The sequence below is a fragment of the Paenibacillus flagellatus genome, from assembly GCF_003217775.1.
In the GTDB taxonomy this organism is placed as follows: Bacteria; Bacillota; Bacilli; order Paenibacillales; family NBRC-103111; genus Paenibacillus_AB; species Paenibacillus_AB flagellatus.
The window spans coordinates 333,854-359,031 of the sequence record NZ_QJVJ01000009.1; the positions used below are offsets into that span (position 1 = coordinate 333,854).

Below are 25,178 nucleotides of genomic sequence, written 5' to 3' on the forward strand. Positions count from 1 at the left end.
GCGGGCTTGGCTATACTGTACAATACGAGCGGCGAACGAGCCCGCCAAGAGAACCGCATTCGAACGGAGGAGACGCTTCATGGAAGAGTTGAAATATGTCATCTATATCGGGGCGAAGCCGGAGGACGTTTGGCGGATATTCGTGACGCCGGAAGGGACGAAGGCGATCTTTTTCGGCTGCATCCTCGAGTCGACGTTCGAGGTCGGGGCTCCTTACCGGTACGTAGGGCCGGGCAACGACGGCGATCAGACGGTTCACGTATACGGCACGGTACTGGAATTCGAAGAGAACCGCCGCATGAGCTACACGGAGCATGCGGGACCGTCTTACCGCGACAATCACGCCGAGCTGGAGACGAGAATAACGCTTACGCTGGAGCCGGTGGGCGGCTGCACGAAGCTGACGCTCGTGAACGATCGGTGGCCGGACAACCATCCGTCCTATGAAAGCACGAAAGAAAGCTGGCCGATGATTTTGAGCAACGTGAAAACGTACGCGGAGACGGGGAAAACGCTGGACTTCGGCTGGTGAGCTTGCGCGCCTGCCTGCCTTGAAACGGCGCGTCGAATGGGCGATAATGCGGATATAGGCAACATAACGGGAGGTTGACTCGCTAGTGGAGTGGAATTACTACAATACGTTCATTACGGTCGCTCCGGATTGTCCCGCCAAGCAAGCCGAGGTGCCGCCGGACAAGAAGGGCGGGAAGACGAAGCCGGGCATCGAGTTCGAGCTCGCGTCGCAGCGGCCGTACGGGTATACGCAGGAAGAGCTGCTGTACGAGGTGCACGTTCGGCACAAGCAAATCCCCGCAGAGGAATTGGAAGCGAGCGGCACGCGAATCCGGGACGAATTTCTCCAAAAGCCGCAGCCGTGCTTGAGAGCGTCCATGCTTCCGAAAAAATACGGATGGGGCATCCATTTCAACGAGGAAGGGAAGCTGGCGTTAATTCCCATCGAATCGGAGACGTACCGCAGCTTCGTCGAGGGCGAGCGGCCCGGCGTGAGGCTGGTGGCGGCGATGCGCAACAGCAAAAAATAACGTGTCCGATCAAGCGGACACGACACGAAAGGTTTTCGGCAGCCCCCGGGAGGGTCGCCGAAAACCTTTTTTTTGGGAATGCGGCATTTACGCGATACATCGCGGAACGTGCCGGCGATCGTCATTGCGACGGTTATTGCCCGATTGCTCTGACATACTCCTCCGGCGATTGGCCGATCAACGCTTTGAAATCTTTTATGAAATGAGCTTGGTCGTAGTAGCCCAAATCGGCGGACAGCGCCGTCCAGTCGACGATGCCCCCCTTCTCGATCAGCTCGGCGGCTTCTTGAAGACGGTAGCGCTGAATCATCCATTTCGGGCTCACGCCGACGTACCGGCTGAATAGACGCTGCATCGTCCTTTTGTTGACGCCGAACCGGTCGACCAAGTCGTCGACCTTGGTCATCCCCCGGTCTTCGACGATCGCGTCCGCGATCCGGTTGACGAGATCGACGTGGGCGTCGCGCTCCGGCAGACGCTCGCGGAAAAACCGTTCCGCGCGCTCGACCATCCGCCGGTCGTCGTCCATCGCCAGCAGCTCTTGCTCCAGCGGCTCGTGATCGATGCCGAACACCTCCCGGAATTCGATCGTGCGGCCGGACAGCTCGACCAGCGACGACTTCCAGAACGGATAAAAGCCGGCGCAGCGAAACTTGACGCCGAGCACCTTGCCTTTCCCTTGCAGCAGATGGGCGGTCGACGCCAGCTTCGGGATCCCGTATATCCGGGTAAGGCCGCGCTCGAACACCAGGTTGACGTTCGGGTGGGGGAGCATCAGCTGCTCGTACGGAGGCTGTCCCTGCAAATCCCATTCGACGACCCAATATCGCTTGATGAAAGGCTGCAGGTCCGGTTCCGGATAGTAGCGCGTCAGACGAAATTTCGACTTCCCCGCTTCCCGGTTCAAAATGCCTTTGTCGGTATGCTCGCCGGGCGTGAACATGGCGCTCCTCCTGACCGATTTCGATTCGTTTCGTTCTACCCTAGAGACTAGCAGGCGAAGACGAATTTCGCAACACGCGAATCGATGGGACGGGGGCGGCTTGCTCCCGATCTAGGCCGTTTCCTTGCCCTTGCGCGGCCATAGCGTATAGCTGAAGCTGATGAGGAAGTCGATGCCGAGCACGAGCGACCATAGCCGGGCGAGCTTGACCAACGAGTCGGTCCGGTCCGCATCTCCGGTCAACCAGACCATACCGTACAGGACGGCGCAGCCGATCGCCCACGCCAGCAAATGATGAAGCCAGCCGACCCGTTCGGCGCGCGCATGCTCGCGGCCGTGCTTCGGCTTCTTCGCCGGGGGCGGTCCGCCGGCGAACCGGTAGGCGAACCGTTCGTCGGCCCACCGGATCATCCGGTGGCCGAACGCGATGGAGACGCCGATATAGATGGCGGCGACGCCGTGCGCCGTGCCGGCTTCCGCCCCGTTCCGCAAGTCGACGACGGTGGCGGCGAGCAGCGCCAAATCGATGACCGGGGTGCAGAGCAGCAGCAGCGCCCCGGTCTTTCTCATCTTGAACAAGTAACGGCATGCCAAGCCGGCGACGATGAACAGCCAAAAGGCGATTTCGCAGCCGACGATCAGTGCGGCGATCATGGAAAGTCACTCCTTTAAATAATACAACTGTGCTATAAAGTTGTTTTTATTTTAGCACACTTGTAATAAAAAGCAACGATGCTACAATAAAGACATGCCCAAAATCGTAAACCATGACCATCGCAAGGAACTCATCGCGGAAGCGGCTTGGCGCGTCATACGCCGGGAAGGGTTGGAGGCCGTGTCGGTGCGCAATGTCGCGGACGAAGCGGGGATCTCTCTCGGCTCGCTGCGGCATTATTTCGAGACGCAGTCCGAGCTGCTCGCCTTTGCGATGAGGCTCGTATCGGAGCGGGTAAGCCGGCGCATCGGGAAGCTGCCGTTCAGCGGGGACCCCCGACGCGATATCGGGTTGGTGATCGCCGAGATCTTGCCGCTGGACGAAGAGCGACGAGGCGAAGCCGAGGTGTGGCTCGCTTTCGCGGGGAAGGCGATCGTCGACCCGACGATCCGGGAGCTGAGCCGGGAAGTGCACGGGCAGCTGCACGCAGGGTTCGCCAAGATGCTGCGAGTGCTCGTCGAGCAAAAGATAGCCCGGGAGGGGCTCGATGCCGAGTACGAGACGAAGCGGCTGCATGCGCTCGTCGACGGGCTCGTCGTCCATCACGTTACGTGTCCGGAGTCGGTCGCGGCTGACGAGATGATGCGAATCGTAGAACGCCACGTGGACAGCTTGATCGCCGAGCCTGGGGCGAGTCCGGGCAGGAGCTAGGGAGCCTTTCCGCCGAGGAAGGCTTTTTGGCGTCTGCAGAATTGGCATAACATTTGGAATATACGCGATGCAAGCGGCCGGAATCGCGATCGGCCTGATTCCGCTTCTGATCGTCCGCAGCTTGAAGGAGATGAACGGGGCCCGGCATGTTGTAACAGGGGCGACCCCGCACCATTCGGCGAACGGCAAAAAACGTCCGGGGCCGCAAGCCAGGGACGTTTTTTGCATGGTGCGCCTCCGCCGATGCCGCTCAGATCGTGAAGGAATCGGTCGAATAGGTCAGAAAAACAGCCGCGATAATGACGATGAGGACGATGATGGCGTAAATCGCGGTACCGATAATCCCGCACACGAGACCGGCGATCGCCATGCCCCGGCCTTGCTCTCCGGTTCTCTTGATTTCCTTGAAGGAAAGCGAAGCGAACACGATGGCGATAATGCCGATGATCAGGCCGATATAGGGCAGGACGATGGAGAGTATTCCCAACACAAGCGCCGCGATCGATTTGCCGTTCGTCTTCGGCTGCTCGTATCGGGGCGGCTGCGAAAACTCCGACGGGTGAAACGAGGGTGAGTTCACGTTCGGACAAGCCTCCCTTTGCATGCTCAGTGAACCCATTATACCGGGCATCCGCCGTAATTTCTATACAAGATTGGCGCCGAGCGAAGGGGGGACGCACAAAAGGGCGTGCCGAGCAGGAGGGCCGTTGCGCCTTCGCAGGCGCGGACGAGGGAATCGGGACGTCGTAGTCGCCGTACCGGACGTCCACGTCGTGCTCCCTCCGGTGCCGCCGCGTGCGGCTTGCGGATAACCGCGATCGGCTCAATTTAGTTAAATATCTAACTATATCACGAAAAAAATAAGCTCCACGTTTCTCCGCATCCCGGACAGGAGGAGCTGGGAGAAAGCAGCCGGCGTGCGATCATTGGCGGCCGAAAGGCGAAATCGCACATGGCCGTCACTCCGGCTTGGCCTGCAATTTGGCGAGCAGCCGGTTAAGCTGCTGCAGCTCCGGCTCGCTCAGCGCGGCCATCCGTTCGGCGATGACGGCGCGGTTGCCGGGCAGCAGCTCCCGAAGCAGCCTTTCGCCCTGCTCGGTAAGCGTAACGGTACGCTTACGCCCGTCCTTCGGGTGGCCCGAGCTGCGAATATACGATTGCCGCTCCAACGGACCAAGCAGGACGCTGATATTCGCCTTCGTCACTCCGATGCGAGCGGCAAGGTCGGACGGGAGGATGGAGCCGCCGGCTTTGGCGATTTCGACCAAAAGCCGGATGCGGGCTCCGTTCCATCCTTTGGAATGCCAATATTTCTCCGAGGAGCCGATCAGGAGGGCCGTCGTATCCGCCAAGGCGAAGAACGTTTCCGCTTCGGGCGGGAGCTCCGTTACGTATTTCCGAATATCGTCCATGCGCTGCAACCTCTATAGTTAAATATTTAACTACATTCAACTTATCGCAATGATGCGATGTTGTCAACGCTTCAGCCTTCGGTCGCATGCGTCCAGACGATCGGGCGTTCGGCCGGGACGGTCAACCCGCTCAGCCAGCGTACGGAGCCCTTCGCCGCGTTGTTCAGCACGACGATGCCGGCGGATGCCAACACCAAACCGATGCCGGATGCGACCCACGAGCGTTGATAGGGGGACAGCGCGGGCAGCAGAATGTCCATGACGACGTCGTCGGCGAAAATGTCGATCCCATATCGAGCCAGGACGATGTAGACGAGCGGGGACAGCATGACCGCGACGCCCGCCACCGGCAGGACGACGGCTGCGGCGAATTGCAGAACGGCGATCGGAAGTTTGAGCAGCCAATACAAGAGCGGCGCGTAAAGCCTGCCTTGCGTGAACAGGTCGCGGTAGCGGATCGGCTCGTACGCCGGAATCGGCGATTCCGCGCCATCCGGGTCGACGGCCGTCAGTCGCCGCTGCAGGTCGAGATCGAACGCCATGAGCCGGCGGGCGGCGATCAGCGCGCCTTGCAGGATCGGCAGTCCGATCCAAAGCGGCGTCAGCGCCAGTCCGACGACGGCAAACGTCGTCGAGACGACGAAGGCGATGATGCTGAACGGGAGCGTAATGAAAAGCATATACAACGTCTGGCGACCATAGCGGCGCATCGTTTTCATGTTCATCCATCCTTGCGGTCATTTTCTTCCATTGTAAAGGAAAGCGCGTGAAGGGAGTACGGACCTGCGCTGTGGATGCGGCCCCGACTTTGGTCCGGTCCGGTGAATAAAATCGGATGCTTCAACCATAATAAAACTGGCTGTTTATTCCAAAGCCCTCGAAGGAGCCGATGAGAGTGAAAAACAAACGGTTGCCGGCGTTGCTGTTTGCCTTGGCGCTCGTTTTGAGCGTGACGCCGGCTGAAGGTTTCATGCAAGCGAAGGTGGACGAGAAAAAAGATTCGACTTGCCTCAGTCCTCGAATGGTGCAGCTCAAAGGCGATATGCAGAAGGCTTGGATCGACCATACGATATGGACGAGAAGCTATATCGTCAGCGCCATCTCGAATCGTCAAGACCAGAAGGACGTTTTGGACCGGCTTATGCGGAACCAGCAGGACATCGGCAACGTGATCAAGCCTTATTACGGGGAAGCCGCCGGCAATCAGCTGGCCGATCTTCTGAGAGAGCATATCGGGATCGCGGGGAAAATTGTAGCGGCCGCCAAGGCGGGCCATCAGGCGGATGTGAAGAAGCTGGAGGCGGACTGGCATAGAAACGCCGACGATATCGCCAAATTTTTAAGCGCGGCGAATCCGAACTGGCCGTTTAAAGCGATGCAAGACATGCTGTACACGCACCTCCAGTTGATTACGGAAGTCGTCCTGGACTGTCTCAAAGGCGACTGGAAAGCGGATATTGCGGCAACCGACAAAAACGAGATCCATATGATTCATTTTGCGGATGTCTTGACGGATGGTATTGTCAAACAGTTTCCCGAAAAATTTTAAGCGAACGTGACCAAAAAAGGATCGAGGCAAAGCGGGTCGGCTTTTTGTAATCGCCCATACGGGGGGTTACGGAAAGCTTTTTTTTATCGGTTTCATGGGACTTCAATCGGTACTAATCAAGCGGTTCTAATCATATTCGTATCAATAAACCATTGGAGGGAGTGCAACGTTGGTTGATCAAAGCGAAGGTTCGTTTGCGGCCCATTGCGAGCAGGATCAATTTGCCCACCGTTTTGAAAACGGCGATACTTCCGGGCGACTCCGTTGAACGATTATTTATCGCAACCCAGGCGGGAGAGATTTTTTTCATAGGGAACGGCGCTGTAAGGACGTTTTTGGATATTCGTTCACGAATTCTAAAGCTGGGTACCTCCAGTAGCGGATATGACGAACGGGGACTGCTGGGGGTAGCCTTTCACCCTCAATTTTATTACAACGGTCTGTTTTACCTCCATTATTCGGAAGCGGGGACCCAAGGTCCGGGCGCCCTCCCGGGCGGTTTTGAATCATTTAAGCCGAACCCGTGCGATCCCGGAACCTTGAACCTGAAGTGGGTCAATAGGGAAGCTCAATATGATCATATCGATACGGTGGAAGAATGGATGCTGCAATCGAATGGACAGCCGCAAAGACGGCGAACCTTGCTTCGTATAAGAAGGCCGTTTTTAAATCATAACGGTGTAAACAGCTTGAATTTTTCGCCCGAAACGGGAAAGCTCGTTTTGACGACCGGCGACGGCGGGTCGGGCTACGATCCATTTAACTTAAGCCAGGATGATATGGAAATCGCGGGGAAAATCATCGAAATGGATGTCGGGAAACCTACATTTATCGAGCATCCGCCCGTCGTGACGCGGTTTACGGAGCTGCCCGCACCCATTCAGGAAACGCTTGCGGTCATGGCCAAAGGAGTTCGCAACATACCGGGCATTTCCTTTCAGCGGATGTACAACAATCAGTATATCAAATACGCGGGAAATGTCGGACAGGATCTCGTAGAGTCGATTTTTTCATTCATTTCGTACAAACCGATACCGGTTACTCGGCTTGTTCAACACTTTTTAATGAAATCCGAACCCGACCGGGAAGGATTCATCAACTTCGGCTGGCGAGGGTGGGAAGGCGCTTTGCCTACCTCGGTCATAACGGGCTGCCCGGCAAATCCGGCTTTGGACGAGAAGACCGTTGCTTACTACGATGAAGCGTTACTCACTTCGGCTCGGCGTCTTCAGCCTCTAGTCAGCTACTTCCATAAGGATCCCCGGCCCGACAAGTTTGGAGCGACGGCGCTGACGGGTGTCCAGCCCTATATGGGAAACGAAATCCCCGGGTTAACGGGAAGCGTCGTGTTTACCGATCTGGCCCGGGCTGGACAGTCCCAAACCGGGGCAAGAGGGGTTTTAGCTTATACCCGAGTAAGCGCGGATTGTAAGCTTCATGATTTTAGCGTCATGGAAACCGATTATCATTTCGGGTCCCGGTCGGCTTATTATGTTAGCTTGGGATCGAATATGGATCAGACGAAATTATATTTAGGGGTTTATGGATCCATGAATGTGACCGATTGGAACCAAGGTACCGTTTTTGAAATTGTTCCGTAGCTCCACGGTGCGGCAATGCGCCGAAGCGTTCTCGGCGAGACATCGGGCGGTTTAGCCGGTGTCTTTTCTTGCTTTTGCGGACTGCCAAGCTTGTGCCTGGAGTGCAGGAGGAAACGTGCGCAACCGACTTTACTTTGCATTTAACCAAACTTTTTGTATACTAAAGTATAGAAACAAATTCCACCAATTGATCGATGAAGGAGGACAAGTTCATGTATGACATCGCGATCGTCGGAGCAGGTCCGGCAGGGGCAAGCGCCGCTCTTTTCGCGGCCAAGGCGGGCAAGAAAGTGGTGGTCGTGGACAGCGACCAAAGCGTAACGAGACGGGCTTGGATCGAGAACCATTACGGCGTGGCCGAAATTACGGGACCGGATTTGGTCGACATCGGCAAAAAGCAGGCGGCCAAGTTCGGCGCGGAGCTCGTGCAGGGAAAGGTGACCGGCGTCACGCGAGGGCAGGACGGACTGACGGTGACGACGGAGCAGGCTTCGTACGAGGCGAAGCACGTCATCTTGGCGACCGGCATGTCGGTTGAGCTGGCCGAAGCGATCGGGGTGGAGACGGTGCCGGGGACGGAGCCGCGCATCAAAGCGATCTTCAAGGTGGACGCGGCCGGGAAAACCGGGGCGGACGGCATCTGGGCGGCGGGCACGTGCGCCGGCGTCAGCATGCACACGATCATTACCGCCGGAGACGGCGCGAAGGTGGCGATCAACGTCATCAGCGAGCTGAACGGCGAGCGGTACGTCGATCACGACGTCTTGAAAGCGTAATGGAGTTGGAGTGAAGGCGAAGAAACGGCGGGGAGACAGTTCCTCGCCGTTTTTTTTTTGCATGCCGGCATTCCGTCGACGGTTCGGCGAAGCCGCGCGCCGCACGGGAGACGGCGGAGGTCGCGCCCGACGTCAAGGCTTCGCCTGACCGGGAGTGCCTATCCTCGTTCGGATGGCTTCGACCGTGAGAGGCACGGGCGCACCGTCGCCTTCCTCGTCAACCTCCGTCTTTGTCGAAGGTCGGCTGCGGCGGCCCAGGGCAAGCTCGATCGCGTCGGCGTCCTTCAGCAAATGGCCGGTCAAAATACAGACCGCCGTCTCGTCCGGGTGAATCGTGCCGGCGGCGACAAGCCGGCGAAGCCCGGCGAGCGCGGCCGCCGAAGCGGGCTCGCAGCCGATGCCGCTGCGGTCGATCAGGCGCTTCGCTTCAAGGATGTCGGCGTCGGATACGGAGGCCGTCACGCCGTTGGCGCCATCGATCGCGAAGCGCAGCGCCTTTGCCCAGTTCGGCGGATGCCCGATGTTGAGCGCCGAAGCGACGGTACCGGGACGGGGCTCGGGGGTTAGCGTTCGGGCGTCCGCGGCCAGCATCCGGTGAAACGGGGAAGCCCCTTCCGCCTGCACGACGGCGATTCGCGGCACACGCTTGATCAGGCCGAGCCGGTGAAGCTCGAGCAGCCCTTTGCCGAGCGCGGAGGCGTTGCTCAAGGCGCCGCCCGGCACGACGACCCAGTCGGGCAGCGTCCAGCCGAGCTGGTGGGCAAGCTCGAAGACGATGCTTTTTTGCCCTTCGATGCGCAGCGGGTTGATCGAATTGCAGACGTACCAATCGAGCTCCTCGGCGTATCGGTCGAGAAACCGGATGCCCTCGTCGTAGCCGCCCTCCGTTCGAATCAGCGTCGCCCCGTACGCTTCCGTTTGAAGCGCCTTGCTGCGGGATACGGAGCGGGCGGGCAGCAGCACGACCGATTCCGCTTCGGCGACGGCCGCATACATCGCCATCGAGGACGACGTGTTGCCGGTGGACGTGCAGGCGAAACGTCGGTAGCCGAGTGCGGCGCCGTGCGACACCGCGACGGTCATGCCGTTGTCCTTGAACGAGCCGCTCGGATTTTCGCTTTGCGCCTTCAGGAGCAGCCCGCGTACGCCGGCGTAGTGCCGGAGCGTTTCGCTGCCGCGGTACAGCCCCGTATTGCCCTCGTATTTCGTGACGATCGCTTCCGCCGGGAGCTCGGGATGGATAAGCTCTTTATACCGCCATACGCCCCCGGATAGCGGACTGTTCCGCTCGGACAGCCGTTCGTCGAACAGACGCTTCCATCGTTCGGGATCGGCGGAGCGGAAGTCGTGAACCGTATCGAGCAAGCCGCCGCAGCGGCAGCGGTAGTGCGCTTTATCCGATACCGGATAAGAACGGGAGCAATCGATGCAGACGAATTTCATTGGTTGCGGGCGCGCGTCCGGCAGCCGATGCCGTCGCGCTCCATTCCCCCTTTGCCGTTGTATGAGCAGCGCTGCAGCTTTAGAATAAAGGAGGAGTATTGATAAATCCAATATATGTTGTTTAGCTAATCATAAATCACGTTGATGAATGGGGTGTCGAGATGAACCTGCATGCGTTCCGGTTGTTTCATGAAACGGTCGAGTGCGGAGGCGTGACGAAAGCGTCGGAGCGGCTGCGCATCAGCCAGCCGGCCGTGACGGCGCAGCTGCGCAATTTGGAGCGGGAGCTGGGCTTGACGCTGTTTCGCGCCAAAGGGAGAGGGCTTGCGCTGACGGAGGCGGGGGAGCGGCTCGCGGCGGAGGCGAGGCGGCTTTTCGCGCTGGAGCGCGATATCGAGCGGGAGGCGGAACGGATCCGGCTCGGGGAGACCGGAACGCTCCGCATCGCGGCGACGTACGTGCCGGCCCATATGCTGCTGCCGGCATGGATTGCGCCGTTCAAGCGGGCCCATCCCGACGTGAATATCGTGCTGACGACGGTCAATTCGCTCGCCGCCTTCGACCTGCTGCTTCATTACGAGGCGGATTTGGCCGTCGCCGGGGGAGGGAGGGAGCTTCCTGCGGGGCTTGCGTATGAACCGCTGCTGCGGGACGAGCTGCGCTTCATCGTGCCGGCCGGCCATCCGCTGGCGGACCGCACCGTGACGCTCGCCCGCCTGTTCGCGGAGCCGTTCGTCGTGCGGGAGCAGGGCAGCTCCGGCCGCGAGACGCTGACGGCGCTGTGCCGGATGTACGGCGTCGCGGCTCCCGCCGTCGGGCTGACCTGCAGCGGCACGGGCGAGACGATTCGGGCGGTGGCGGCCGGCTACGGGGCGGCGCTCGTCTCCGCGCTCGAAGTCCGGGACAGCGTCCGCCGAGGCGAAGTGGCGGTGGTCGAGGCGGAGGGCGTCCGGCTGCCGAACCCGATCGGGCTGTACCGGCGCCAGGACGACCCGCTGCCGCCGACGGCCGATCGGTTCGCCCGCTGGATCGCCGAAACGCGCGGGAGTCCGACGGCGGCCGGGGAACGGGCGGAAGGCGATTGAGGCAAAGATAGAGGAAGAACGGCAGGCAGACGCCCGTTTCGGGAACGCTACCATCAACCGCATTGGAAGATTGGTGCAACCAACAATCATCGATTGCACCAATCGAGGGGAAGCGATTTGTTCTGTTCCCGGCCTGCGCGCCGGGCTTATAATTTGGTCATAAACGACACGGATCGGAGGCGAAGTCGATGGCGCTGCACGCGCGCGAGAGAGAGGTGCTGCTCGTATTGGCCGAAGCGGAGCAGCCCGTCAAGATCAAGCAGCTCGCCGAACGGTTCGGCGTCAGCCTGCGGACGATCAAATACGACCTTGAGCGGATCCGCGAGCGGCTTGCCGGCACGTCGGCGGAGCTCGTCTCGCGGACGAACCGGGGCGTTTGGCTCGAGGCCGACGCCGACGCGAGGCGCCGGCTGCGCGAAGCCGTGGCGGCCGAGGAGGCCGCGTCGGTCGCGACCGCCTCGGAGCGGCAGACGCGGCTCGTGCTCGCGCTGATCGCGCATCGCGGCTTCGTGACGCTGGAGCAGCTGGCGGAGACGGTGCAGGCGAGCCGCAATACGGTGCTGGCCGACCTGCATAAGGCCGAGGAGATGATCGGCGGCTGGAACGTCGATTTGGAGCGGGAGTCCGGCAAAGGCATCCGGCTTGCCGGAGCGGAAGCCGACAAGCGCCGGCTGCTGCAGGCGACCGTCGAGTCGACGCTGACCGGCAGCGAGATGCTTCGCATCGTGCAGGACTTGTGGCAGGACGCGCCGCTGCAGCGGGATATCGGACGCAAGCTGGAGTCGTCGCTACTCGGCCGGACGGATATGGAGCGAATTCGCATCGTCGCGGGCGGCCTTATCCGGGTATGGCGCAAGCGGACCGGCAAAGACGTGCCGGACGAAGAGGCGATCGGCGTCCTGTTCCGGCTCGCGATCGCCGTGAAGCGGCTGCGGGAAGGCCGGCCGCTGCCGCGCGAGAGCGGAGAATGGCTAAAGGAACGGCTGCCTGCGGCCGGACCGGAGGCGGAAGCGGCCGCGGTCTGCCTGCGACGGATCGGTGAAGCGCTCGGAGAGCTGCTGGGCGGCGGAGAAAGCGCTGCCGAGCCGTACGCGCCGGAGGCGGAGGCCGCCTTCGTTCTCCTTCCGCTCATGCCGGCGGAGCCGGATAGCTCGCCGGAGCAGCAAAGCCGGCGGGCGGAGCTGGCCGCTTACGTTCGTCGGCTCGTCGGCCTGCTCGCCGTGCGGACGGGAATGCCGCTCGATCGGGACGGCGAGCTGTTCGCAGGACTGCTCGCCCATCTCGCCCGGAAGGCCGGCCGGAAGCGGCTCGGCGTCGACGATCCCCGCCCGCTTGCCGCGGACATCGCCCGAAGCTACCCGGAGCTGCTCGAAGCCGTCCGGGAAGCCGGGGAGCGGCTCGAGGGCGAGTCCGGCTTCCGGCTAAGCGAGAGCGATGCGGCGTACCTCGTCCTGCACGTGCAGGCGGCGGTCGAGCGCGAGCGCGAAACGGTCCGCTTCCGGGCCGTCGTCGTATGCGGCACGGGGAAAGGAACGGCCCGCTTTTTGCGCACTTTGATCCAGAATCGGGTGCGGACGATCGAGGTGGCGGAATGCTGCTCCGTATCCGAGGCGGAGAAGGCGGTCGCGCGGACGGGAGCGGATTTGGCGATCAGCGTGCTGCCGATGCGGCTCCCCGTTCCGGTCGTCAAGGTCAATCCGATCCCGACTCGGGAAGACGTCGAGGCGATACGCGCTTGTCTCGACCGGATTTCGTCCGCCCGAGGAGCGAAGGGCGCTATCTCCCTTGGGGAGGAAGGGCCGGAATCGGCCGAGCCTCGTCCTTTCGCCGAGTCGCTCCGGCGGTTGGATCCGGCCGTCTGGCCGGAAGCCGAGCAGCTCGCCCGCGAGCTGACGATCCGCGGCTTCGAGCTGACGCAAGCGGTGCTCGACCGGTTCAAGCCGATGCTTACGGACGCGACGGCGGCGGGGCTGTCGCTCCACCTGCTGTTGATGGTGCAGCGTCTGGCATTCGGGCACCCGTACGAGGAGCCGGCCGACGGCCGGCCGCCGCTTTCCGCGCAGGAGACGGAATGGCGGAAGGCTCTTGCGGAGCTGTTCCGCGAATACGGACTGCCCGCGGCGGAGAGCGAATGGCGGGCGATCATGCGGTATTTTCAAACGTAATGGAGAGGGAGAGGGAAGTCATCATGGCCAAAACCGTCATCGTCCGGAACGGAACGATACTCGATCCGTCCCAGGGGATACATGGCATTGCGGACTTATGGATACGCGACGGCCGCTTCGCGGGCATATTCGGGAAGGACGAAGCGCCCGCCCGCGAGGCGATTGGGGAAACGACGGACGAGAAGGAAGAAATCGACGCCGCCGGCTGTCTCGTGACGCCGGGCTGGATCGATATCCATGCGCATCTGTTCCCGCAGCGGGCGGTACTCGGCATCGAGGCCGAACGCGTCGGCGTCCGGCAAGGCGTTACGACGCTCGTCGACGCGGGAAGCGCGGGCGCCGCCTATTACCGGCAATTCGCGGACGAAGTCGTCGCCACGAGCGTTACCGGGGTGCTCGCTTGGCTGAACATCGCCGAGCAGGGGCTGTGCGAAGGACGATCGGAGCTGGCGGACTTGGCGCGCCTCGACGTCGGCCGAGCGGTCGAGCTCGTCCGGTCCGAGCCGTCGATCGTCGGCATCAAGGCGAGGATGAGCGGCTCCGTCGTCCGCGACAACGGGCTGCGCCCGCTCGAGCTCGCGAAGGAAGCGTCCCGGGCGGCCGGCGTACCGGTCATGGTGCATATCGGCAACGCGCCGCCTCGGCTCGGCGACGTGCTGAGCTTGCTGGAGGCGGGCGACGTCGTGACGCACGCGTTTCACGGCAAGGCGGGAGGCATGTTCGACGACGAAGGCCGTCTTATCCCGGAGGGGGAGGCGGCGCTCGCCCGCGGCGTCAAATTCGACATCGGCCACGGAAGCGCCAGCTTCAGCTTCCGGACGATGCGCAAGGCGCTGGACGCGGGACTCGGCGGCTACACCGTCAGCACCGACATTTACAGCAAAAACGTCGAAGAAGGTCCGGTATACAGCTTGGCGGTGACGATGTCGAAGCTGCTCGCGCTGGGCGTCGCCCCGGAACGGGTTGTGGAGGCGGCGACGAGCTTGCCGGCGGCCGTATTGGGCCGAAGCGGCACGTTAGGTACGCTGCGGACCGGAGCGGCCGCCGACGTGACGATCGCGCTGCTGGCGGAGAAGGTGACGGAATTCGTCGACTCGGAAGGGGAACGGTTGACCGGCTCGCGGCTGCTGGAGCCGCTATGGGCCATCAAGGGAGGAGTGAGCTGCCGATGCGGATAGAAGAGAGGACGGAGGCGGTCGCGGATATTGTAAGCCGCTTGGACGCCGAGCCGGGGGAAAAGGAGCTCGTCGCCTCGCTGCTGCACGATACGCTGCGGGCGGCCGCCGATGCCGGCGTGGCGCTGACGCCGGAGCAGCGTCTCGGCGTCGGGACGCATATGCTGGCCGCGGTTCGCCGCGGTGCGAGCCGCGAGGTGCTGCCGCCCGTCGGGACGGATACGCTCGAGCAGGTGTCGAGGACCGCTTTGGACTTGAGCCGGAGCATTCTGGAGCCGTTCGCCGCGGCGCAGGGGTACGAGTGGAACGATACGGAAGTGCTGCTGCTTGCGGTTCATTTCGAAGCGGCGATGGAAGGGTAAGGAGCGGACGCGGCTAGCAAAGCGGAACGCGGTTCGCTCGCGATTTCGATTCGTTTCAAGTTCGTTTGCGGTATCGATTGAGCTTGCGACTTCGACTACGATCAGGATTACGGAGGGATACGATATGGAACAACAGGTGAAGGTTGTCATCGGCGACCGGCTCGGCAAAGGGCAAAATGTCGCCAAAGGCGTCGAGGCGGCCGGCGGCATCGCCATCGTCATACCCGGCGTCGGCGCGGACATGAAGCTTGGCGACGTGATGCACAAGGAAAACGCCGATTTCGGCATTTCGTTTTGCGGCAGCGGGGGAGCGGGCGCCATTACGGCGCAGACGAAGTACAAGTACCCGGCCGAATACGGCCTGCGTTCGGTGGAGCAGGGGCTGACGGCGATCAAGGCGGGCAAGAAGGTGCTCGGCTACGGATTTATGGATACGGAGGAGCTCGGGCGCCGGTTGACGGAGCAATTCATCCAAGCCAAAAGGGGTTGACATCCTCGCCATGGAATTCGCCGAATTTGTGTTGAAATCGCTTGCCGTCGGGGCGCTGGCCGGCTTTGGGCTGGGGGCGGGCATCGCCCGCATGTTCCACGTCCCGGACGTGCAGGGCATGGGCGCGTTCCGCGCGATGGGCGAGCTGAACGCCTGCGAGGGCAGCGCGAAGGCGCACGCGAAGTACGGCTTGACGTACTTCGTGTCGTCGCTCTTGACCGTCCTCGGGACGGGGGCGCTGACGCAGGACGTGAACAGCCGCACCGTGCCGCATTGGGCGGCGGCGATCTTGTTCAAGCGGCGAGGCGAGCCGGAGGAGGCGCTGTACGACCCGCGCCGGATGGCGATCGCGGGCGCGCTGCTCGGCATGATAGTGGTGGCCGTTTTGAACGGCGCTTACTGGCTGCTGCCGCAGGCGACGAAGGATGTCGCGGAAGCGGTGCTCGTGCCGGCCGCCCGCTGGTTCGTCCATCCGGTCATGCCGGCGATCTTTTGGCTGGCGGCGATGGATGCGGGCAAGCGGACCGGCGTATGGGCGACCGCGCTCGGCGGCGTGTCGCATTTCGTGCTCGGCAATGCGGTGCCCGGCATCATGCTCGGCATTTTCGTCGGCAAGCGGGCCGAGGATATCGGCTGGAACCGCGCGACGATCGTCTGGGTAACACTCATTATCGCGGCGCTGCTGACGATCGGGTTCGTACGCGAAATCGACCTGCAGCTGCTGCGGGACATGAAGGCGACGGCGCCGTCGTGGCTGACGGGCCTGCACGAATGGATCGGAACCGGGGGAGGGGAGCGCCGATGAGCGGCAAAACGGGATTTTGGTACGCCAACTGGGCGTTCCCGCTGTTCACCGCGATCATGGCGGCCGGCGTATTCGCCGGGACGCATCTGTACTACACCGCCCATACGGGCGTATTCAACGAAGTATCGGCGGTCGCGATGCTGACCGCGGCGCTGCACGGCGGCGGCTACGGCGCGGCGGCGGCCTACGGCATCAGCTTCATGCTGGCGCGCGTGTTCGAAGGCTCGCTGACCGGCGTGCTCGATATCGGCGGCGGCATGCAGACCGGCATCGGCATCGGCATCCCGGCGCTGCTGCTCGGCGCCGGCGTCACCGCGCCGCTGGCGTCGTTCCCGCTCGCGCTGCTGACGGGCGCGCTGCTCGGTCTCGCCGTCGGCGCGGCCGTGCTCTGGCTGCGCGCGCGGTCGCAGCGGCCCGACGCGGCGCCATCGGCGTCGACGTACGGCTCCGACGTCATCATCGGCGCCGGCAACTCGGCCGCCCGCTTCCTCGGGCCGCTCGTCGTCGCCTCGGCGCTCATGACGTCGATTCCGGTCGGCCTCGGCGCGCTCGCCGGCGCCATCGCGTTTTACTTGTGGGATAAACCGGTCGCCGCGGGCGCCATCCTCGGCGCGCTGGTGCTGGGGACGATTTTCCCGGTCGGGTGACCGCAAGCGCCGCCGGACGCATATAATCCAAACCAATCCTTTGGGAGGTGCTCTCCATGAACCCATTTCAACCTTTCGGCCTGAAGCGCGTCATCAACGCCAGCGGCAAAATGACCGCGCTCGGCGGCAGCGCCGTGCAGCCCGAAGTCGCACAGGCGATGGCCGAGGCGGCACAGGACTATGTCGAAATCGACCAGCTGCTCGTCGCCGCCGGCCGCGAAATCGCCAAGGCGACCGGCGCCGAGGACGGCTGCCCGACGACGGGCGCCGCCGCGGGCATGGCGATCGCCACGGCCGCCGTCATCGCCGGCACGAATTTGCAGCGGATCGAGCAGCTGCCGGTATCGGCCGGCCTGCCGAACGAGATCGTGCTGCAAAAAGGCCACGCCGTCCATTTCGGCGCCGCCATTACGCAGATGATCGCGCTCGGCGGCGGCAAACCGGTCGAGGTCGGGCACGCCAACCATACGGAGAGAGCCCATTTCGAAGAAGCGATCAACGAGCGCACCGCCGCGCTGCTGTTCGTGCAGTCCCACCATGCGGTGCAAAAAGGCGTGCAGTCGCTCGAGACGCTGCGCGACATCGCCTCCGCCCGGGGCATCCCGCTCATCGTCGATGCGGCGGCGGAGGAAGATATGCGCAAATACGTCGCCCTCGGCGCCGATCTCGTCTGCTACAGCGGCGGCAAGGCGCTCGGCGGCCCGACGTCCGGCTTCGTCTGCGGCCGCAAAGATTTGATCGAAGCGTGCCGCGCCCAGTACAAGGGCATCGGCCGGGCGATGAAGGTCGGCAAGGAAGCGATCGTCGGCTTGCTGACCGCCCTTCGCCAATATGGCGAGTCCGAGGAAGCCGGCGAAAGCCAGAAGCGGCGAATGGAGCAGTTCCTTGCCCTGCTCGAAGGCGTCCCCGGCATCAAAGGAGGAATCGCCCGGGACGAATCCGGGCGGGCGATCTACCGCGCCAAGCTCGAGATCGATCCGGCCAAGGCCGGCCTGACCGCGAAGCAGCTCATTCGGCAGCTCGAGTCCGGCGACCCGGCCATTTATACGCGCAATCATTATTCGAACGTCGGCATCGTGTTCGTCGATCCGCGCCCGCTCCTGCCCGACCAGGAGTGCATCATCGCCGAACGGATTCGCGACATCGTAACGGGAGGAATCACTTCATGAGCGGCAAACCGATAGTCGGACTGAACGTGCTGGCGAAAGACGTCGACAACGCCGTACGCATCACGGAAGCGGCGCAAGGCAGCGTTATGGTCGGCGTCATGGTGAAGGAATTTGCATCCGTCGAAGCGGCGGTCGAGCGGGTGGAGGCGCTGCAGGCGGCGGGCGTGCAAGTATCCGTCGGCCTTGGGGGCGGCGACCCGACCCAATGGGACAAAGTCGTGCAGGTGGCGGTTCGGACGAAGCCCGACCACGTCAACCAAGTGTTCCCTGCGGCGGGCTATACGATCGGCGCGCTGAGGCAGGCCGGCTCGGCGCATACGCTCGTCAACGCGCTGGTCACGCCCGCCGGCGAAGCGGGACGCGTCTACGTGACGACGGGCCCCGTAAGCCGCGAATACCGCGAGGCGATTTCGTGCGAGGCCGCCGCCGCCCTGCTGGCCGAAATCGGCGTCCACTCGATCAAGCTGTTCCCGATCGAAGGGACGAAGCGGCTGGACGAGGTTGCGGCGATGGTGAAAGCGGCCGTCTCGCAGGGCATTACGATGTTCGAGCCGACCGGCGGCATCGATACGGACACGGTCGCGCGCATCGTCGGCGTCTGTGCCGAGAACGGGGCGCTCCGCATCGTGCCGCACGTCTATACGTCGATCGTCGATCCCGCCACGGGATTGACCCGCATCGAGGACGTCCGTCAGCTCGTTCGGCAGTTGGCCGATTGGATCGGATAAAGGAGGACTCGCCATGATCAGCAAACAGATCGAATTGCGCAACGAAGGCGGACTGCATGCCCGCCCGGCAACCTTCTTCGCGGAAACGGCGGCCAAGTTTGAAGCCGCCGTTACGGTGACGTTCAAGGAGAAGCAGGTGGACGGCAAGCGGGTGATCGGCCTGATGCGTCTCGGGGCGAAGCAGGGAGACGTCGTGACCGTAACCGCCGACGGCGCGGACGAGGCGGCCGCGATGGACAGTCTGGAGTCGTTTCTGAACCGGATCGACGCGTAGAACAGGGAAGGGAGCGCTCACCATGATTCAAGGCATTCCGGGTGCGCCCGGCATCGCGATCGGCCGCGCGCTGACGCTCGCCCGCTCCGCGCCCGCTTCCACGTCCGCCGCGAAACCGGAGACGGTGGCGGCGGACGACGTCGAGCGCGAGCTGAGGCGGGTCGACGAAGCGTTCCGCGGGACGAAGCGAAAGCTGCAGCGGCTCAAGGAGGATACGGAGCGGAGGCTCGGCGGGAAGGAGGCGGACATCTTCGCCGCCCACTTGGCGATTTTGTCCGATCCGGAGCTCGAGGAGGAAATCCGCCGGGCCGTGTCCGAGCGGTCGCTCGTCGCGGAAGCGGCGGTCGACGCGGCCGTCGGCCTGCTCGCGGACGAATTCGCGGCGATGGACGATCCGTACATGAGCGAGCGGGCCGCCGATTTCCGCGACATCGGCCGGTCGCTGCTGGAGCAGCTGGCGGGCGCCGAAGACGGCGCCTCTCCGTTCGCGGGGCTCGCGGAAGACGGCATCGTCGTCGCCGGCGAGCTGACGCCGTCCGACACGGCGCAGCTGCCGCCGCTCGTCCGCGGCTTCGTCACCGAGGCGGGCGGCGCGACGTCGCACGCGGCCATTATGGCCCGCAGCCTCGGGCTGCCCGCCGTCGTCGGCGCGAGAAACGCCGTCGCCGGCATCCGCGGCGGCGAGACGATCGTCGTGGACGGCTTCGCCGGACGCGTCATCGTCGATCCGACGCCGGAGGAGCTGGCGGCCTACGAGCGCAAGCGCGCCGAATGGCAGGCCGCCGTCGACGCCGACCGCGCGCAGGCGGGCGAAGCGGCCGTGACGCTGGACGGCCGCCGGATCGCGCTCGGCGCCAACATCGGCGGCGCGGCGGAGACGGCGGGGGCGCTTGCGAACGGCGCCGAGGAGATCGGCTTGTTCCGGACCGAGTTCATGTACATGAACCGGACCGAGTCCCCCGACGAGGAGGAGCAGACGCGCCAGTACGAGGCTGTCTTCCGTGCGATGGAGGACCGTCCGGTCGTTCTGCGCACGCTTGACGTCGGAGGCGACAAGGAGCTGCCCTACTTGAACCTGCCCGCCGAGCCGAATCCGTTCCTCGGCTGGCGCGCGATCCGGCTCTGTCTCGACCGGCCCGACCTGTTCGATACGCAGCTGCGGGCGATGCTTCGGGCCGGGGCGGGCGGCGATTTGCGCATCTTGTTCCCGATGGTGTCGACCGTCTCCGAGCTGCGGCAGGCGAAGGCGGCCGTCGACCGGGCGGCCGCGCGGCTGCGCGAGGAAGGCCGCGCCGTCCCGGAGCGATGGGAGACGGGGGTCATGATCGAGATTCCGTCGGCCGCGCTGCTTGCGGACGTGCTCGCCGCCGAAGCGGACTTCTTCAGCATCGGCACGAACGACTTGACGCAGTATACGCTCGCCGTCGACCGGATGAACGACCGCATTTCCGCGCTGTACGACTCGTATCATCCTGCGGTGCTCCGCCTGATCCGACACGTGGTCGAATCGGCGCACGCGAAGGGGAAGCGTGTCGGCGTCTGCGGCGAAATGGCCGGCGATCCGACGGCGGTGCCGCTCCTTGTCGGACTCGGCGTCGACGAGCTGAGCATGAACGCGCCGGCGATTCCGGCCGTCCGCCGCATCGTGCGCGGGCTGCGTTACGCCGAGGCGGCCGCGCTGGCGGACGAAGCGCTGCGGCAGGACGACGGCGGGCAGGTGCGCAAGCTGCTCGCCGCCCGGGCGTAGCCGCCCACACGGAACAAGCCCCGCAGGGCGCAACGTCGGCGCCTGCGGGGCTTGTTCCTGTCCTATTCGGTTACTTCGCTTCCGCCATCAGCTGGTTGTACAGATCGTCCCAGATGACGCGGCGAGCGGTAACGTAACGGGTTTTGTAATACTTCTCGCTCAGCTTGTTCTTCACTACCCCTTCGTTGGACGCCGAATGAACGAATTCGTCGTTGCCGAGGTAGATGCCGACATGCGAAATGCCTTTGCCGTCGGTGTTGAAGAAGACGAGGTCTCCCGGTCTCAGATCGGCTTTGTCGATCCAGTAGCCTTCCTTGGCTTGGGCTTTCGATTGATGATCCAGCTCGATGCCGATTTCGTTGAATACGTACATCGTGAAGCCGGAGCAGTCGAAGCCGTCGGTAGTCGTACCGGCGCTGCGATACTTGGTGCCGAGAAGCGGATCGATCGTTTTCTCGAGAACCGTTTCGGCGAAAGCGCTACCAACCTGGACGAAGAACAGAGCGAACAGAGAGACGAGTACTACGGCTGCCTTTTTCAAAAGCGATGGGCTCCTTCCAGTGCCTACGAGGTTAGCTTAAGGGTTCGGTTGAAGGTTCCCTATGATCACTCTACTGCGAGATCAATTCACCCGGAATGGTTTCCCCGTTTCCCGATTGCGCGGGAATTCGGCATGTTTCGATTTTTTCGTTTCCGGGTAATACTTATTCGCCCTTCGATCGAAATTTCCTCCTTGTTTCCAACATTTTTTTTGAAAAAAATCGAAATCGGCTCGAAAAACGAAAAAAAGACCCCTTTTCCCCGTCGAAAAGAGGTCGGGATCCGAATATCGCGGCCGCGTCGGGCCGCTTCCGCCGTTACGCGTTCAGGCGGCTTCGCGTTCGTACACATGGTATTGCGAAGCGATCGTCCAAAGCTTGAACAGCATGTTCACGATATGGAACAGCTGGTGCAGCAGCAGGGCGGAGACGCCCGCCCAGACGAGCGAGGCGGCCAGCGCCGCGGCGGTCGCCGCTCCGGAGAGAGCGAGCAGCGCAACCGCGAGCCCGACGATGACGGGAAGCTTGCGGACGAACAGCCAGAGCGAGCCGCCGATCGTGCCCTCCGCCGTCCGGCCGAGCTGGATGTAGACGAAGAGCAGGCGGAGCGCGAAGACGTAGACGGCGTAGCCGGCCGCCCAGGGTAACAGCGCGAGGGCGAGCGACGTATAGTCCGTTTCGTGCGTGAAGGCCTTGACCGCAATCGGATACAGCCAGTAGAGCGGGGCCAGCGTCAGCGCCATCTGCGCGACGTAGTAGCCGAAGAACGGGCCGCTCAGCAGGCGCACCCCCTGCAAAAACCGGTAACCCGAATTCAGGTGGCGATGGTGCAGCGAATAGTAGACGCCGGCGTTCAAGAGCGGCGTCAGCAGCATGCGCGCGGCGGCGAAGCCGAGCAGCGCCCACAAGTACGAGTGGCTCAAGTCCGTCTTCATGAGCCGGAATTGGCCTTCGGCCAAAAACAGCTGCGAGACGCCGGGCGGCAAATGGCCGCCTGGATACCGGTGCATAAGCGGGAGGACGACCGACTTGACGAACAGGAGCAGGGCGAACCCCCAGGCGAAATGGTAAAGCCACAAGACGAGAATGAGAAACGATTGCGACGTCGTCGTTTTGAATCCGTCCTTCAAATAACGCATCATCTCCCGCATCCCCTCACCAGGCGATTCCGCTCAAAACGGTTTCGATCAATTTGACGATCCCGATGTTCCAGCGCACTTTCCATTTGCCGTCCACCTCGACTTGCAAGAAATTGTTGATCCGTTTGTTTTCCAATATCATCGTCTGCTGCGGGTCGACGGCCGCCCACACGATCGGAGCGTCGCTCGTGATCGTATAGAGCACCTGCGGGTCGCGTCCGTCCCAGGTCCGGTCCACTTCCGAGCCGTCCGCGAAATGGAACTTGACCGGCACGTCCATATAATGGCCGCCGTATTTTTTGATGAGCACCGCGTTTTCGTAGACGGTTTTCCCGTCCTGCTTCACTTTGCGCGTCTGGATATGCTCGACGGCGTAATCGGTCATGGCGCCGCCGTAGACGAACTGATCGAAATAGTCGGCCCAGCTCGTCTTCGTCACGCTTTCCAGCACCGCCTGGAAATCGGCCGTGGCGGGGTGCTTGAATTTCCATCGCTCGAAATACGTCTTCAGCACGCGCATCATCTGCTTCTGCCCGATCTGCTTCTCGATGCCGGCCAGCACGAGCTTGGCCCGGACGTAGACGTTGTCGGCGTAACGGCCGTGCCCGCCGTACAGCCACGACAATTGCTTCAGCGGCTCGGGCGACGTGACATAGATCGATTCGATGCCGAAGTTCGGTTTTACGCCGTATTCGCTCATCATGACGAGATCTTCCGCGTAGGACGTAAACCCTTCGTCGAGCCACGCTTCCTCGAACTCGTTGCTCGCGACCATGCCGTACCAGTACTGGTGGCCGATTTCGTGGACGATGACCCGCTCCAGCTCGAAGCCGTCCGTATCGGCCGACGCGTCCCAGCCGGTGACGAGCGTCGGGTATTCCATGCCACCCGCACCGTTGCCTCCCGGGGGAGGAACGACGATCGAAAGCGTCGAGTAGGGGTATTCGCCGAACCATTCGCTATATTTCGTAAGCGACCGTTTGGCGGCGTACAAATAGCGGTCCTTGAGCGACTGGTGCGCGGGATCGAGATACAGCTTGATCTTGACCCCCGGTACGTTCGGCGCGGAGAACGGCTCCTCCACGTAGACGAAGTCGGGGGAGGCGGCCCAGGCGAAGTCGTGGACGTCGTCGGCGTAGAAATGATACGTTTTCTTCGTCCCGTCGTCGACGGCGGGCTTCGTCGGAAAGCCGGTCGCCGCTACCGTATACTTGGACGGCACCTGAATGCGCACGTTGTAAATGCCGAAGTCGGCGTAAAACTCCGAGTTGCCGTGGTACTGGTGAAGGTTCCAGCCTTCCTCCGCGCGGCCGCGCGTTCCTTTCGGCTCGTACACCGCCACTTTGGGGAACCATTGGCCGGCCATGACGAAGTCGCCGGAATACCCCATGCGCGCGAACACTTGAGGGAGCTTGACCGAGAAACGAATTTTGACGGTCGTCTCGCCGCCCGGATCGACCGGCTGCGGGAGCCGGATTTTCATGAGCGTCTGATCCTGCTTGTTGCCGTCGTCGGGCTGCACGTACTGCATCGAGGCGGAGAGATCGGCGCCTTCCTGCGATTGGATCGACTGGATGGCCATATGGCCGAAGCCGTCGCCCTTCATCTCGTCGTCCCTCAGCTTCCCGCCGGATTCGCGGTTGAACGTCGACTTTTTCGATTGAAACGCGTTCGGGTATACGTGGAAGTACAGCTCGTTGACGGGCTTCGTGCCGGGGTTTTTCCAGGTGAGCGCCTGGACCCCGTTTAACGTTTTGTTCTCCGCGTCCAGCTGGACCGTCATATGGTATTCGACGATCCGTTTGCTGAGCGGCTTGGGCGTGTCGTTCACGGTAGGCGCCGGCGGCTCCAGGGAGGGCGCGGGCTGCGGTTCGTTCGCGGCGGACATCGATGCGGCGGGCTCGGGGCGTTCCGCGGACTGGACGACCGTAATCGTCCCGGCGAGCAGTGCGAGCAGGATAAGCCAGATGGTGCTGCGTTTCGGCAGGCGGTTGATCATAATCGAATCTCACCCCGTTGACAAGCATCTACAGCATGTATATGTTTGCTTTTGGCGGATTATTAGCTAAAATAAGTGAAAACGAAACGTTTTTTCGTCGGACGTGAAAACGGAAGGTGGAGCGGATGGAAAACAACGAAAAAAAGAAGCTGTCGCTCAACGTCGTCAGCACGAAGGAGCATAAAGGGTTCGGCGCCGGGGCGCTCGACCTGTCCAACTTGTCCAGCGTCATCATCGACGGGGACGAGGCTTATATCGATCTGGGCGCCATTCATGCGAAGAGCAAGGTGGAGCGCGGCGTCAAATTTTCGACGAACAAGGACGATGTGCCGAACGGGCGCAAATGCTGGGTCGTCTGGGTGTACGTCGGCCGCGGCGAGGAAGGACCGTTCTACGCGGGCGTCACCGCCTGCGAGATGCTGGTCGACTCCGAGGCGAGACGCGGGTGGAAAATACTCGCCGACCATGTGAACAAGATGGATTATGCGCTGAAGCAGCGTGTCATTCTCGACGGGCTGAACGATACGGAGAAGGCCGCGCTCAAGCGGGTGCTCGTGGAGCATAACGCGGAATGGTGGGAACGTTCCGGAGAGGCGTTGAAGCAAGGGCTGGCGTAAACGGGTAACGTGGGCGGGGGCGGTGTTAAGATCGCCGTTCCCGTCCGTACGTCCGAAATCGCCCGCTAGCTCCGTTTTTCGGGGCATATGGCCAATTTGTGGCG

Annotated in this window: 27 protein-coding genes and 1 riboswitch; of the genes, 18 read left to right on the forward strand and 9 right to left on the reverse strand. The window is 62.5% G+C overall.

Features of this window, described 5'->3' with window-relative positions; genetic code table 11:
• Positions 1-79: 79 nt before the first annotated feature.
• Both DLM86_RS21020 and DLM86_RS21025 read left to right on the forward strand, forming a co-directional pair.
• Entirely contained in the window at positions 80-532 is a 453-nt protein-coding gene (locus tag DLM86_RS21020; RefSeq protein WP_110842016.1) for an SRPBCC family protein, read from the forward strand.
• A gap of 85 nt (positions 533-617) precedes the next feature.
• Positions 618-1,043 carry a DUF6157 family protein gene (locus tag DLM86_RS21025; protein ID WP_110842017.1) on the forward strand — a complete coding sequence of 142 codons (426 nt, stop codon included), beginning with the start codon at positions 618-620 and terminating at the stop codon, positions 1,041-1,043.
• 133 nt (positions 1,044-1,176) lie between these two features.
• Here DLM86_RS21025 and DLM86_RS21030 read toward each other — a convergent pair whose 3' ends face one another.
• Both DLM86_RS21030 and DLM86_RS21035 read right to left on the reverse strand, forming a co-directional pair.
• Positions 1,177-1,986: a helix-turn-helix domain-containing protein gene (locus tag DLM86_RS21030; protein WP_110842018.1), complete on the reverse strand. Its 810-nt coding sequence runs from the start codon at positions 1,984-1,986 to the stop codon at positions 1,177-1,179.
• Positions 1,987-2,097: 111 nt separating this feature from the next.
• Complete coding sequence (locus DLM86_RS21035) at positions 2,098-2,640, reverse strand: hypothetical protein (RefSeq protein WP_110842019.1); 543 nt, start codon at positions 2,638-2,640, stop codon at positions 2,098-2,100.
• Positions 2,641-2,734: 94 nt separating this feature from the next.
• Between DLM86_RS21035 and DLM86_RS21040 the strand changes: the two genes are divergently transcribed.
• On the forward strand, positions 2,735-3,352 hold the full coding sequence (locus DLM86_RS21040) for a TetR/AcrR family transcriptional regulator (protein ID WP_110842020.1): 618 nt from the start codon (positions 2,735-2,737) through the stop codon (positions 3,350-3,352).
• A 250-nt stretch (positions 3,353-3,602) separates the two neighbouring features.
• Here DLM86_RS21040 and DLM86_RS21045 read toward each other — a convergent pair whose 3' ends face one another.
• The 3 genes from DLM86_RS21045 to DLM86_RS21055 form a co-directional block, all read right to left on the reverse strand.
• Positions 3,603-3,956 carry a DUF4190 domain-containing protein gene (locus tag DLM86_RS21045; protein ID WP_425453990.1) on the reverse strand — a complete coding sequence of 118 codons (354 nt, stop codon included), beginning with the start codon at positions 3,954-3,956 and terminating at the stop codon, positions 3,603-3,605.
• 355 nt (positions 3,957-4,311) lie between these two features.
• Positions 4,312-4,764 (reverse strand): MarR family winged helix-turn-helix transcriptional regulator, encoded by a 453-nt coding sequence (locus tag DLM86_RS21050; protein WP_110842022.1) that lies wholly within the window; start codon positions 4,762-4,764, stop codon positions 4,312-4,314.
• A 71-nt stretch (positions 4,765-4,835) separates the two neighbouring features.
• Positions 4,836-5,483, reverse strand: coding sequence for a sensor domain-containing protein (locus tag DLM86_RS21055; RefSeq protein WP_158289596.1), 648 nt, complete (start codon positions 5,481-5,483; stop codon positions 4,836-4,838).
• A gap of 176 nt (positions 5,484-5,659) precedes the next feature.
• On the opposite strand from DLM86_RS21055, the gene DLM86_RS21060 reads away from it, so the two are divergent.
• The 3 genes from DLM86_RS21060 (at position 5,660) to DLM86_RS21070 (ending at position 8,690) form a co-directional block, all read left to right on the forward strand.
• A complete protein-coding gene (locus DLM86_RS21060) occupies positions 5,660-6,313 on the forward strand; it encodes a glycosyltransferase (RefSeq protein ID WP_211326563.1) in 654 nt (217 codons plus the stop codon).
• A 173-nt stretch (positions 6,314-6,486) separates the two neighbouring features.
• On the forward strand, positions 6,487-7,914 hold the full coding sequence (locus DLM86_RS21065) for a PQQ-dependent sugar dehydrogenase (RefSeq protein ID WP_110842025.1): 1,428 nt from the start codon (positions 6,487-6,489) through the stop codon (positions 7,912-7,914).
• A 212-nt stretch (positions 7,915-8,126) separates the two neighbouring features.
• Positions 8,127-8,690 (forward strand): FAD-dependent oxidoreductase, encoded by a 564-nt coding sequence (locus DLM86_RS21070; RefSeq protein WP_110842026.1) that lies wholly within the window; start codon positions 8,127-8,129, stop codon positions 8,688-8,690.
• A gap of 132 nt (positions 8,691-8,822) precedes the next feature.
• Here DLM86_RS21070 and thrC read toward each other — a convergent pair whose 3' ends face one another.
• Positions 8,823-10,133 (reverse strand): threonine synthase, encoded by a 1,311-nt coding sequence (thrC, locus tag DLM86_RS21075; RefSeq protein WP_110842027.1) that lies wholly within the window; start codon positions 10,131-10,133, stop codon positions 8,823-8,825.
• 161 nt (positions 10,134-10,294) lie between these two features.
• Here thrC and DLM86_RS21080 point away from each other — a divergent pair, with 161 nt between their 5' ends.
• The 11 genes from DLM86_RS21080 (at position 10,295) to ptsP (ending at position 20,780) form a co-directional block, all read left to right on the forward strand.
• On the forward strand, positions 10,295-11,218 hold the full coding sequence (locus tag DLM86_RS21080; protein WP_110842028.1) for a LysR family transcriptional regulator: 924 nt from the start codon (positions 10,295-10,297) through the stop codon (positions 11,216-11,218).
• Positions 11,219-11,406: 188 nt separating this feature from the next.
• Entirely contained in the window at positions 11,407-13,383 is a 1,977-nt protein-coding gene (locus tag DLM86_RS21085; protein ID WP_110842029.1) for a BglG family transcription antiterminator, read from the forward strand.
• A 23-nt stretch (positions 13,384-13,406) separates the two neighbouring features.
• Positions 13,407-14,561 carry an amidohydrolase/deacetylase family metallohydrolase gene (locus tag DLM86_RS21090; protein WP_110842030.1) on the forward strand — a complete coding sequence of 385 codons (1,155 nt, stop codon included), beginning with the start codon at positions 13,407-13,409 and terminating at the stop codon, positions 14,559-14,561.
• A complete protein-coding gene (locus DLM86_RS21095; RefSeq protein ID WP_110842031.1) occupies positions 14,552-14,920 on the forward strand; it encodes a hypothetical protein in 369 nt (122 codons plus the stop codon). Before DLM86_RS21090 ends, DLM86_RS21095 begins: the two co-directional genes overlap by 10 nt.
• A 124-nt stretch (positions 14,921-15,044) precedes the next feature.
• On the forward strand, positions 15,045-15,410 hold the full coding sequence (locus DLM86_RS21100; protein WP_110842032.1) for a glycine-rich SFCGS family protein: 366 nt from the start codon (positions 15,045-15,047) through the stop codon (positions 15,408-15,410).
• Positions 15,411-15,420: 10 nt separating this feature from the next.
• Positions 15,421-16,215 carry a DUF4311 domain-containing protein gene (locus tag DLM86_RS21105; RefSeq protein ID WP_110842033.1) on the forward strand — a complete coding sequence of 265 codons (795 nt, stop codon included), beginning with the start codon at positions 15,421-15,423 and terminating at the stop codon, positions 16,213-16,215.
• A complete protein-coding gene (locus DLM86_RS21110) occupies positions 16,212-16,862 on the forward strand; it encodes a DUF4310 family protein (protein WP_110842034.1) in 651 nt (216 codons plus the stop codon). Before DLM86_RS21105 ends, DLM86_RS21110 begins: the two co-directional genes overlap by 4 nt.
• Before the next feature lie 56 nt (positions 16,863-16,918).
• Positions 16,919-18,031: a DgaE family pyridoxal phosphate-dependent ammonia lyase gene (locus DLM86_RS21115; RefSeq protein ID WP_110842035.1), complete on the forward strand. Its 1,113-nt coding sequence runs from the start codon at positions 16,919-16,921 to the stop codon at positions 18,029-18,031.
• Positions 18,028-18,759: a KDGP aldolase gene (locus DLM86_RS21120; protein ID WP_110842036.1), complete on the forward strand. Its 732-nt coding sequence runs from the start codon at positions 18,028-18,030 to the stop codon at positions 18,757-18,759. Before DLM86_RS21115 ends, DLM86_RS21120 begins: the two co-directional genes overlap by 4 nt.
• 13 nt (positions 18,760-18,772) lie before the next feature.
• Positions 18,773-19,033 carry an HPr family phosphocarrier protein gene (locus DLM86_RS21125; RefSeq protein ID WP_110842037.1) on the forward strand — a complete coding sequence of 87 codons (261 nt, stop codon included), beginning with the start codon at positions 18,773-18,775 and terminating at the stop codon, positions 19,031-19,033.
• 22 nt (positions 19,034-19,055) lie between these two features.
• Entirely contained in the window at positions 19,056-20,780 is a 1,725-nt protein-coding gene (gene ptsP, locus DLM86_RS21130; RefSeq protein WP_110842038.1) for a phosphoenolpyruvate--protein phosphotransferase, read from the forward strand.
• A 70-nt stretch (positions 20,781-20,850) separates the two neighbouring features.
• Here ptsP and DLM86_RS21135 read toward each other — a convergent pair whose 3' ends face one another.
• From DLM86_RS21135 to DLM86_RS21150, 3 genes are all read right to left on the reverse strand, one after another.
• Positions 20,851-21,321: a C40 family peptidase gene (locus DLM86_RS21135; RefSeq protein ID WP_110842039.1), complete on the reverse strand. Its 471-nt coding sequence runs from the start codon at positions 21,319-21,321 to the stop codon at positions 20,851-20,853.
• Positions 21,322-21,326: 5 nt separating this feature from the next.
• A riboswitch (cyclic di-AMP (ydaO/yuaA leader) is annotated at positions 21,327-21,464 on the reverse strand.
• A 181-nt stretch (positions 21,465-21,645) separates the two neighbouring features.
• Positions 21,646-22,461 carry a hypothetical protein gene (locus DLM86_RS21145; protein WP_110842041.1) on the reverse strand — a complete coding sequence of 272 codons (816 nt, stop codon included), beginning with the start codon at positions 22,459-22,461 and terminating at the stop codon, positions 21,646-21,648.
• A 13-nt stretch (positions 22,462-22,474) separates the two neighbouring features.
• Positions 22,475-24,457: a M1 family metallopeptidase gene (locus DLM86_RS21150; RefSeq protein ID WP_110842042.1), complete on the reverse strand. Its 1,983-nt coding sequence runs from the start codon at positions 24,455-24,457 to the stop codon at positions 22,475-22,477.
• Positions 24,458-24,582: 125 nt separating this feature from the next.
• Between DLM86_RS21150 and DLM86_RS21155 the strand changes: the two genes are divergently transcribed.
• Positions 24,583-25,074: a YwhD family protein gene (locus tag DLM86_RS21155; RefSeq protein ID WP_110842043.1), complete on the forward strand. Its 492-nt coding sequence runs from the start codon at positions 24,583-24,585 to the stop codon at positions 25,072-25,074.
• The last annotated feature ends 104 nt before the right edge of the window (positions 25,075-25,178 follow it).

Excerpts from the sequence above, each read along its gene's own strand:
- DLM86_RS21125 (WP_110842037.1), top strand. The coding sequence starts at position 18,773 with ATGATCAGCAAACAGATCGAATTGCGCAACGAAGGCGGACTGCATGCC.
- DLM86_RS21090 (WP_110842030.1), top strand. The coding sequence starts at position 13,407 with ATGGCCAAAACCGTCATCGTCCGGAACGGAACGATACTCGATCCGTCC.
- DLM86_RS21155 (WP_110842043.1), top strand. The coding sequence starts at position 24,583 with ATGGAAAACAACGAAAAAAAGAAGCTGTCGCTCAACGTCGTCAGCACG.
- DLM86_RS21105 (WP_110842033.1), top strand. The coding sequence starts at position 15,421 with ATGGAATTCGCCGAATTTGTGTTGAAATCGCTTGCCGTCGGGGCGCTG.
- DLM86_RS21045 (WP_425453990.1), bottom strand. The coding sequence starts at position 3,956 with ATGCAAAGGGAGGCTTGTCCGAACGTGAACTCACCCTCGTTTCACCCG.
- DLM86_RS21150 (WP_110842042.1), bottom strand. The coding sequence starts at position 24,457 with ATGATCAACCGCCTGCCGAAACGCAGCACCATCTGGCTTATCCTGCTC.
- thrC (WP_110842027.1), bottom strand. The coding sequence starts at position 10,133 with ATGAAATTCGTCTGCATCGATTGCTCCCGTTCTTATCCGGTATCGGAT.
- DLM86_RS21085 (WP_110842029.1), top strand. The coding sequence starts at position 11,407 with ATGGCGCTGCACGCGCGCGAGAGAGAGGTGCTGCTCGTATTGGCCGAA.
- DLM86_RS21145 (WP_110842041.1), bottom strand. The coding sequence starts at position 22,461 with ATGATGCGTTATTTGAAGGACGGATTCAAAACGACGACGTCGCAATCG.
- DLM86_RS21050 (WP_110842022.1), bottom strand. The coding sequence starts at position 4,764 with ATGGACGATATTCGGAAATACGTAACGGAGCTCCCGCCCGAAGCGGAA.
- DLM86_RS21080 (WP_110842028.1), top strand. The coding sequence starts at position 10,295 with ATGAACCTGCATGCGTTCCGGTTGTTTCATGAAACGGTCGAGTGCGGA.
- DLM86_RS21110 (WP_110842034.1), top strand. The coding sequence starts at position 16,212 with ATGAGCGGCAAAACGGGATTTTGGTACGCCAACTGGGCGTTCCCGCTG.
- DLM86_RS21040 (WP_110842020.1), top strand. The coding sequence starts at position 2,735 with ATGCCCAAAATCGTAAACCATGACCATCGCAAGGAACTCATCGCGGAA.
- DLM86_RS21055 (WP_158289596.1), bottom strand. The coding sequence starts at position 5,483 with ATGAAAACGATGCGCCGCTATGGTCGCCAGACGTTGTATATGCTTTTC.
- DLM86_RS21120 (WP_110842036.1), top strand. The coding sequence starts at position 18,028 with ATGAGCGGCAAACCGATAGTCGGACTGAACGTGCTGGCGAAAGACGTC.
- DLM86_RS21030 (WP_110842018.1), bottom strand. The coding sequence starts at position 1,986 with ATGTTCACGCCCGGCGAGCATACCGACAAAGGCATTTTGAACCGGGAA.
- DLM86_RS21020 (WP_110842016.1), top strand. The coding sequence starts at position 80 with ATGGAAGAGTTGAAATATGTCATCTATATCGGGGCGAAGCCGGAGGAC.
- DLM86_RS21100 (WP_110842032.1), top strand. The coding sequence starts at position 15,045 with ATGGAACAACAGGTGAAGGTTGTCATCGGCGACCGGCTCGGCAAAGGG.
- ptsP (WP_110842038.1), top strand. The coding sequence starts at position 19,056 with ATGATTCAAGGCATTCCGGGTGCGCCCGGCATCGCGATCGGCCGCGCG.
- DLM86_RS21115 (WP_110842035.1), top strand. The coding sequence starts at position 16,919 with ATGAACCCATTTCAACCTTTCGGCCTGAAGCGCGTCATCAACGCCAGC.
- DLM86_RS21070 (WP_110842026.1), top strand. The coding sequence starts at position 8,127 with ATGTATGACATCGCGATCGTCGGAGCAGGTCCGGCAGGGGCAAGCGCC.
- DLM86_RS21095 (WP_110842031.1), top strand. The coding sequence starts at position 14,552 with ATGCGGATAGAAGAGAGGACGGAGGCGGTCGCGGATATTGTAAGCCGC.
- DLM86_RS21035 (WP_110842019.1), bottom strand. The coding sequence starts at position 2,640 with ATGATCGCCGCACTGATCGTCGGCTGCGAAATCGCCTTTTGGCTGTTC.